The sequence below is a fragment of the Variovorax sp. 20P10.2.4 genome (assembly GCF_058244205.1).
In genome coordinates this window covers 1-7,583 of sequence record NZ_JBZAYE010000355.1, presented here as the reverse complement: position 1 = coordinate 7,583, position 7,583 = coordinate 1, and the positions used below count along the sequence as shown (strand labels likewise).

The window sequence follows — 7,583 nt, the reverse complement described above, 5'->3', positions numbered from 1 at the left end:
GCGCTCGAACTGACCGCGCTCGAGGTCGACGCCGTGCGCAGCCGCCGCATCGACGAGACCCTGGCCCGCCTGGACCTGCAGGCCAAGGTGGTGGTGGCCGACGCGGGACGGCCCGCCGACTGGTGGGACGGCCAGCCTTTCGACGCCATCCTGCTCGATGCCCCGTGCACCGCCTCGGGCATCGTGCGCCGCCATCCGGACGTGCGCTGGCTGCGCCGCGAGAGCGATACCGCCCAGCTCGCCCTGCAGCAGGCCGCGCTGCTGGCGGCGCTATGGCCCCTGGTCCGGCCCGGCGGACGGCTGCTTTACTGCACCTGTTCGGTGTTTCGGGAAGAGGGTTCGCAACAGATCGATGCGTTTCTTGCACACAACACCGACGCCCGATTGCGGCCATCGCCGGGGCATTTGCTGCCTCAAAGCGGGGCGAATGCCCGTGCCGTCCAGGACAATCCCCTGGGTGACCACGACGGCTTTTTCTACGCCCTGCTTGAAAAGCACCCGGGTTGAACCGCGCAAGCCCCGGTGGCTGGTGCTGCTGGCGCTGGTGGTCGTGCTGCTCGTCACGGTGCTGGCGCCGCCCGTGCTGGCCCAGACGCGCAACGCCGCCGCCGTCACCCAGATGCGGCTCGAGCAATCCGACGATGCCGTCTACCTCAATGCCGCCGTGCAGTTCGAGCTGCCCGCGCTGGTCGAGGACGTGCTCGACAAGGGCATCGCGATCTACTTCGTGGCCGAGGCCGAGATGTTCCAGGAGCGCTGGTACTGGACCGACCGCAAGGTCGCGCAGGCCACGCGCCACATGCGGCTGGCCTACCAGCCGCTGACCCGCCGCTGGCGGCTCAACATCTCGCCGCTGCCGCTGTCGGGCTCGGCCAGCTTCAGCCTGTCGCTGAACCAGAACTTCGACAGCCTCGCCGATGCGCTCGAGGCCGTGCGGCGCGTGGGCCGGCTGCGCATGGGCGATCCGGCCGAGATCGGCGACGACCCGCTGCACCAGGTCACCTTCCGCTTCCGGCTCGACACCTCGCAACTGCCGCGGCCGTTCCAGATCGGCGTGGCCGGCCAGGCCGACTGGAACATCTCCGCCGAGCGCAGCGCGCGCCTGGCGGTGGAGAAGCAGCGGTGAGTTCCAAGCCGCGCAGCGGTGCCGCGGCCACGCCCGCCGCGCGCCGCTCGCGCGCGATGCGCTGGGCCGTGGGCGTCGGCGCCGCGCTGGTCACCGCCATCGGCCTGGTGCTGATGTTCCTGCTGGCCCAGGCCACCAACAACCGCGAGCTCTACGAGCGCTACTACGTGCGCCTGTTCGGCATCAACGTCGTGGTGGCGGTGGTGCTGGTGCTGGTGATCGGCTGGGTCGCGTTCCGGCTGCTGCGCCGGTTGCGACAGGGCAAGTTCGGCAGCCGGCTGCTGATCAAGCTCGCCGCCATCTTCGCGCTGGTGGGCGTGGTGCCGGGCGCACTGGTCTACGTCGTGTCCTACCAGTTCGTCGAGCGCTCGATCGAGAGCTGGTTCGACGTCAAGGTCGAGGGCGCGCTGAACTCGGGCCTGAACCTCGGGCGCGCCACGCTCGATGCGCTGTCCGACGACCTCGCGGCCAAGACGCGCGCGGCCGGCGGCCAGCTCGCGCAGGTCTCCGATGCCAGCGCGGGCCTCGCGCTCGAACGCATCCGCGACCAGCTCGAGGCCACCGACGTGGTGCTGTGGACCAACGCGGGCCAGCTCATCGCCACCGCGGGCGCGTCGCGCTTCCAGCTCAATCCCGAGCGGCCCACGCCGCAGCAGCTGCGCCAGGTGCGCGCCGACCGCGCGATCGCCCACATCGAGGGACTCGACGAGCCGCCGCCGGGCATCCTGCTGCCGCCGGCCACCGTGCGGGCGCTCGCGATGGTGCAGCGCCCGGGCTTCGACCTCGATGCCGCGCCGCGCTTCCTGCAGGTCACGCGGCCGCTGCCGCCCAACGTGGTGGCCAACGCGCTCGCGGTCGACAAGGCCAACCGCGAATACCAGGAGCGCGCGCTCGGCCGCGTGGGCCTGCGCCGCATGTACATCGGCACGCTCACGCTGAGCCTGTTCCTCGCCGTGTTCGGTGCCGTGCTGCTCGCGGTGCTGTTCGGCAACCAGCTCGCGCGGCCGCTGCTGGTGCTGGCCGACGGCGTGCGCCAGGTGGCCGCCGGCGACCTGCGGCCCACGGCCGTGTCGCAGGGCAAGGACGAGCTCGGCGGCCTCACGCGCTCGTTCGCCGTCATGACGCAGCAACTGGCCGAGGCGCGCACCGCGGTCGAGAAGACCATGGGCCAGCTCGATGCCGCGCGCGCCAACCTGCAGACCATCCTCGACAACCTGACCTCGGGTGTGATCGTGCTCGATGCCGGCGGCACCGTGCTGTCGACCAACCCCGGCGCCACGCGCGTGCTGCGCGCGCCGCTCGCGGCCTACGAAGGCCAGCTGCTCACCGAGGTGCCCGGCCTGGCCGACTTCGGCGCCGCCGTGCAGCAGCAGTTCGAGGACTTCCTCGTCGAGCGCATGCAGCATGGCCTCGACCACTGGCAGCATGCCTTCGAGCTGCACGCCACCGGCACCGACCTGCCGCAGCAGGAAGGCGCCATCAACATCGTGGCGCGCGGTGCCGAGCTGCCGGGCGCCGCGCGGCTGCTGGTGTTCGACGACATCTCCGAGATCGTCTCGGCGCAGCGCGCGCAGGCCTGGGGCGAGGTCGCGCGGCGTCTCGCGCACGAGATCAAGAACCCGCTCACGCCGATCCAGCTCTCGGCCGAGCGGCTCGAGATGAAGCTCTCGGGCAAGGTCGCCGCGCCCGAGCAGGCGGTGCTGGTCAAGTCGGTGAAGACCATCGTCGACCAGGTCGATGCGATGAAGCGGCTGGTCAACGAATTCCGCGACTACGCGCGCCTGCCGGCCGCCGACCTCAAGCCCGTCGACCTCAATGCGCTGCTGGTCGACGTGCTCCATCTCTACAACGTCGAGACCATGCCGATCGCGCTGCGCTTCGAACCCGACGAGCGCTGCCGACCGATTCGCGGCGACGCGCAGCAGCTGCGCCAGGTCATCCACAACCTGCTGCAGAACGCGCAGGATGCCGCCGAGGCCGCGGCCGGTGCCACCGGACGGCGCGGCGAGGTCGTCATCCGCACGCGGCTCGGCGATTCGGGACAGCGCGTGCGGCTCACCGTGCAGGACAGCGGACCGGGCTTCGCCGAGAACATTCTCAAGCGCGCGTTCGAGCCCTACGTCACGACGAAAACAAAAGGTACAGGTTTGGGGCTCGCGGTCGTCAAGAAGATCGCCGACGAGCATGGCGCGCGCATCGAGCTGTCCAACCGCGTCGTCGACGGGGCTATAGCCGGGGCGCAAGTCTCGCTATCATTCGCGCTGGCAGGCGAGCCGCAGGCAGCGGCCGCTCACACCGAAGATTCGAAGTAAGTCTTCCGCCGCGCGGCGCGACCGAAAGAGGCCGTCGCACCAACACACCAGCGCACACAACAAGCAGCACTCATGGCAAACATTCTCGTGGTCGATGACGAGCTGGGCATCAGGGACCTGCTCTTCGAAATTCTCAATGACGAAGGCCACAACGTCGAACTCGCGGAGAACGCGGCCGAGGCACGTGCCGCGCGTCAGCGTGCGCGTCCCGATCTCGTGCTGCTCGACATCTGGATGCCCGACACCGATGGCGTGACCTTGCTCAAGGAGTGGTCCACCGCGGGCCTGCTCACGATGCCCGTCATCATGATGAGCGGCCACGCCACCATCGACACCGCCGTCGATGCCACGCGCATCGGTGCCTTCGCGTTTCTCGAAAAGCCCATCACCCTGCAGAAGCTGCTGAAGGCCGTCGAGCAGGGCCTCGCGCGCGAGAGCGCACGCCGCGCCGCGGCCGGTGTCGTGCCCACGCCCACCGGCCATGGCCAGCCCAGCGCCATCACCACCACCGGCGACAGCCTGCTGATGGCGTCGCTCGCGTCGGTGCCCGTGCCCGACCAGGGCCCGCAGTCCACGCAGAGCTTCGATCTCGATCGTCCGCTGCGCGATGCGCGCGACGGTTTCGAGAAGGCCTACTTCGAGTTCCACCTCGCGATGGAGAACGGTTCGATGACCCGCGTGGCCGAAAAGACCGGCCTCGAGCGCACCCATCTGTATCGAAAGCTCAAACAACTTGGTGTGGATCTTTCGCGAGGCCGCAGAAGCGCTGTATAATCGCAGGCTCCACACCGCAGCACGGTGGTTGAACAGGCCTCAAAGCCGGTTCTCCCGGTGATTCGGTGAGGTGCCATACCAGGCCCGGTAGCTCAGTTGGTAGAGCAGCGGATTGAAAATCCGCGTGTCGGTGGTTCGATTCCGCCCCAGGCCACCAAATTGCAAGGCGCTGCAACTTTTTCGAATTGCAGCGCCTTTTGCTTTGGGCGTTGGTTCGAGCGCGCCAGCGGGAGCGGGCCCGCTCAGCGATAGGCCACGAGCAGCAGCAGAATCAGCGTGATCCCCGCGGCGAGCATGCCGGCCTTGAGCAGCCTGCCGCCCAGCCCCTGGTGCGGCAGAAACTGCCGATCCGCGAGCGAGCGCAGGTCGAGGGCATCGGGGTCGAAGCGCGCCAAGCCGACGCGGCGCCGGGCCTCGGTCTCGAGCAGATGGGCCGTGCCCCTGGCGTGCAGCTCGCCCTCGAGCGCGCGTTTGCGCCAGACGCGTGCCTGCTCCTCGAGCTCGCGGTCTGACAGTCCCTCTACGTTTCGCATGCCTGGATTTTGCCTACGGAATTCGGTTGGCGTTGTCGCGCGCGCATTTGCGTCAAAAAGGCCGGTGGAACGCGGGCCGAAAAAAAGCCCGCACGAGGCGGGCCGAATGGTCCGTACTCGCATGGGACCAGGGAGGAAGCCCACCCGAGGGAGGAGGAGAGGTGGGCGGATGGATTCTGGCGATCGATCTGGGAGACATCTTGTCGATGCGGGGCCGGTCGAACTTTCATGGGCGTGACCGATACTGCCGCGCCGCCTCCATGAACCCGCAGCAGCAATCCGACCCGGGCCCTTCCGTCGATGAAGGCCACGACACCGCCCGCGCACGCGGCTCGGTGCTCGAGGTCTTCCTCGCCTTCCTCCAGCTCGGCCTCAGCTCCTTCGGCGGCCCGGTGGCCCATCTGGGCTACTTCCGCGCGGCCTTCGTCGAACGCCGCGGCTGGCTCGACGACAGGAGCTACTCGGACCTGGTGGCGCTGTGCCAGTTCCTGCCCGGGCCCGCGAGCAGCCAGGTGGGCATCGCGCTCGGGCTGGGGCGCGCGGGCTGGGGTGGGGCGATCGCGGCGTGGATCGGGTTCACGCTGCCTTCGGCCGTGGCGCTCGTGCTGTTCGCGGCCGGCGTCACGCAGTGGTCCGCGCTCTCGCAGTCGGGCGCCGTGCATGGGCTGAAGGTGGTCGCGGTGGCCGTGGTCGCGCAGGCGGTCTGGGGCATGGCCAGGACCTTGTGTCCCGATCGCTTGCGCGCGGGCGTGGCCATCGTCGCGGCGCTGCTGGTGCTCGCGGTGCCTTCGGCATGGGGGCAGCTCGCGGCCATCGCCGCGGGTGGCGTGGTGGGCCGATGGGCACTGCAGCTGGTCCCTCTGCCCGCGGCCCGGCATCGTGACTACGGCGTGGGCAAGACGACCGGCGCCGTGCTGCTCGGGCTGTTCGTCGTGCTGCTCGTGGCGCTGCCCTTCGTGGCCGCCGCATGGCACTCGCCAGGGCTTGCCGTCGTTGCCGACTTCTACCGGGCCGGTGCTCTGGTGTTCGGCGGCGGGCACGTCGTGCTCCCTCTGCTGCAGGCCGGGGTGGTGCCGAGCGGGCTTGTGTCGAACGATGTCTTCCTCGCGGGCTACGGCGCCGCGCAGGCGGTGCCGGGGCCCTTGTTCACCTTCGCCGCATTCCTGGGCGCTGTCATGCCCGCCCCCTTCGGCGGCTGGCTCGGCGGACTGGCCTTGCTGCTCGCGATCTTCCTGCCCGCGTTCCTGCTGGTGGCGGGTGCGCTGCCGTTCTGGGAGACGCTGCGCCAGCGCGAAGGTGTGCAGCGCGCGATGGCCGGCGTCAACGCGGCCGTGGTCGGCGTGCTGGTGGCCGCGCTCTACGACCCGGTGTGGACCAGCGCCATCCACACCCGCGCCGATTTCGGATTGGCGCTCGCAGCCTTCGGGCTGCTGGTCTGGGGGCGCATGTCGCCGGTGCTGGTGGTCGCGCTGGCGGCTGTCGCCGGCGGGATGATGGCGCTCTGAATCAGGCGCCGAGCAGCGCGAGCGTCGCTTCGTCGCGCACCCCGCCGTAGTAGCGCGCGAGCACCTCGCCGAAGACCGGCTCGCCGCGCGCGGCGACCTCGAACAGCGTCATGCACGAGCACAGCTTCAGATCGTCGGGCGAGCCGAAGATCTGGTGCGCGCTCTTGCCTTGCACGTCGAGCACGAGCTGCGTGCACTGCCGCAACCGTTGCGAGAGCACCGGATGCGCCCAATAGGCCGTTGCCTCAGCTATGCCCTCGAGCCCGAAGAAGCGCGCCGTCGAACTGCGTCCGAGCGCCGCGAGCTGCGGGAACACGAACCAGATCCAGTGGCTGCGCTTGCGCCCCGCGGCGAGCTCGGCACAGACCTCGGCGTACACCGGGTCCTGCGCGCTCACGAAGCGTTCGAGGTCCCAGGGGATCGATGTCATCTCGAGGTCCTTGGTGGATGCGGCGCGTGCATGCCCGCATCAGACGCAAGCCCGGCGCGCGCGTCAAGCCCGCGCGCCGGATGTCCCGTTCAGGACTTGATGAACGCGAGCAGGTCCGCGTTGAAACGGTCCTTGTGCGTATCGGTCAGGCCGTGCGGCGCGCCGGGATAGACGATCAGCTTGTTGTTCTTCACGAGCTTGGCCGAGGCCAGGCCTGCGGCGCCGATCGGCACGATCTGGTCGTCGTCGCCGTGCACGATCAACGTGGGCACGTCGAACTTCTTCAGGTCCTCGGTGAAGTCGGTTTCCGAGAAGGCCTTGATCGAGTCGTAGGTGTTCTTGTGGCCCCCTTGCATGCCCTGCGCCCACCACGAGTCGATCAGGCCCTGCGAGGGCTTGGCACCGGGCCGGTTGAAGCCGAAGAAGGGACCCGAGGGCACGTCCTTGTAGAACTGCGAGCGGTTCGCGAGCTGCGCCGCGCGCAGGCCGTCGAACACCTCGATCGGCAGGCCACCGGGGTTGGCGGCCGTCTTGAGCATCAGCGGCGGCACGGCCGAGATCAGCGCGGCCTTGGCCACGCGCTTCGTGCCATGGCGGCCGATGTAGCGCGCGACTTCGCCGCCACCGGTCGAGAAGCCGACCAGCACCACGTTCTTCAGGTCCAGCGTCTCGATGACGGTGGCGAGGTCGTCGGCGTAGGTGTCCATGTCGTTGCCGTTCCACGGCTGGCTCGAGCGGCCGTGGCCGCGGCGGTCGTGCGCCACGGTGCGGAAGCCCTGCGAGGCGAGGAACAGCATCTGCGATTCCCAGCTGTCGGAATTCAGCGGCCAGCCATGGCTGAAGACCACGGGCTGCCCGCTGCCCCAGTCCTTGAAGTAGAGCTGCGTGCCGTCCTTGGTGACG

8 protein-coding genes and 1 tRNA gene are annotated in these 7,583 nt (G+C 69.4%); 6 read left to right on the top strand and 3 right to left on the bottom strand.

What is annotated here, in order from left to right; all coding sequences use genetic code 11:
- The 5 genes from AC27VN_RS26600 to AC27VN_RS26580 all read left to right on the top strand — a co-directional run.
- Positions 1 to 507 (top strand): 16S rRNA (cytosine(967)-C(5))-methyltransferase (locus AC27VN_RS26600; RefSeq protein WP_490878471.1); only part of this gene is annotated, 507 nt, incomplete at its 5' end.
- Positions 488 to 1,126: a DUF4390 domain-containing protein gene (locus AC27VN_RS26595; protein ID WP_093353741.1), complete on the top strand. Its 639-nt coding sequence runs from the start codon at positions 488 to 490 to the stop codon at positions 1,124 to 1,126. The genes AC27VN_RS26600 and AC27VN_RS26595, both read left to right, overlap by 20 nt.
- The gene (locus AC27VN_RS26590; protein ID WP_093353743.1) at positions 1,123 to 3,438 is read left to right on the top strand and encodes a sensor histidine kinase; all 2,316 of its coding nucleotides are present in this window, start codon (positions 1,123 to 1,125) and stop codon (positions 3,436 to 3,438) included. The genes AC27VN_RS26595 and AC27VN_RS26590 overlap by 4 nt, the downstream gene beginning before the upstream one ends.
- A 72-nt stretch (positions 3,439 to 3,510) precedes the next feature.
- A complete protein-coding gene (locus tag AC27VN_RS26585; protein WP_057596622.1) occupies positions 3,511 to 4,212 on the top strand; it encodes a response regulator in 702 nt (233 codons plus the stop codon).
- A gap of 81 nt (positions 4,213 to 4,293) precedes the next feature.
- Positions 4,294 to 4,369: transfer RNA gene (locus tag AC27VN_RS26580), tRNA-Phe, on the top strand.
- An 85-nt stretch (positions 4,370 to 4,454) separates the two neighbouring features.
- Here AC27VN_RS26580 and AC27VN_RS26575 read toward each other — a convergent pair.
- Positions 4,455 to 4,745, bottom strand: a complete 291-nt coding sequence (locus tag AC27VN_RS26575; protein WP_093353745.1) for a hypothetical protein — start codon at positions 4,743 to 4,745, stop codon at positions 4,455 to 4,457.
- Positions 4,746 to 5,005: 260 nt separating this feature from the next.
- Between AC27VN_RS26575 and chrA the strand changes: the two genes are divergently transcribed.
- Positions 5,006 to 6,250, top strand: a complete 1,245-nt coding sequence (gene chrA, locus AC27VN_RS26570) for a chromate efflux transporter (RefSeq protein ID WP_490878470.1) — start codon at positions 5,006 to 5,008, stop codon at positions 6,248 to 6,250.
- Position 6,251: 1 nt separating this feature from the next.
- On the opposite strand, the gene AC27VN_RS26565 is transcribed toward chrA, so the two are convergent.
- Together AC27VN_RS26565 and AC27VN_RS26560 are read right to left on the bottom strand one after the other, a co-directional pair.
- Positions 6,252 to 6,680, bottom strand: coding sequence for a DUF1810 domain-containing protein (locus AC27VN_RS26565; protein ID WP_490878469.1), 429 nt, complete (start codon positions 6,678 to 6,680; stop codon positions 6,252 to 6,254).
- 89 nt (positions 6,681 to 6,769) lie between these two features.
- Positions 6,770 to 7,583 (bottom strand): alpha/beta fold hydrolase (locus AC27VN_RS26560; protein ID WP_490878468.1); only part of this gene is annotated, 814 nt, incomplete at its 5' end.

Coding starts and splice junctions, on each gene's coding strand:
- AC27VN_RS26565 (WP_490878469.1), bottom strand. CDS start 6,680: ATGACATCGATCCCCTGGGACCTCGAACGCTTCGTGAGCGCGCAGGAC.
- chrA (WP_490878470.1), top strand. CDS start 5,006: ATGAACCCGCAGCAGCAATCCGACCCGGGCCCTTCCGTCGATGAAGGC.
- AC27VN_RS26585 (WP_057596622.1), top strand. CDS start 3,511: ATGGCAAACATTCTCGTGGTCGATGACGAGCTGGGCATCAGGGACCTG.
- AC27VN_RS26575 (WP_093353745.1), bottom strand. CDS start 4,745: ATGCGAAACGTAGAGGGACTGTCAGACCGCGAGCTCGAGGAGCAGGCA.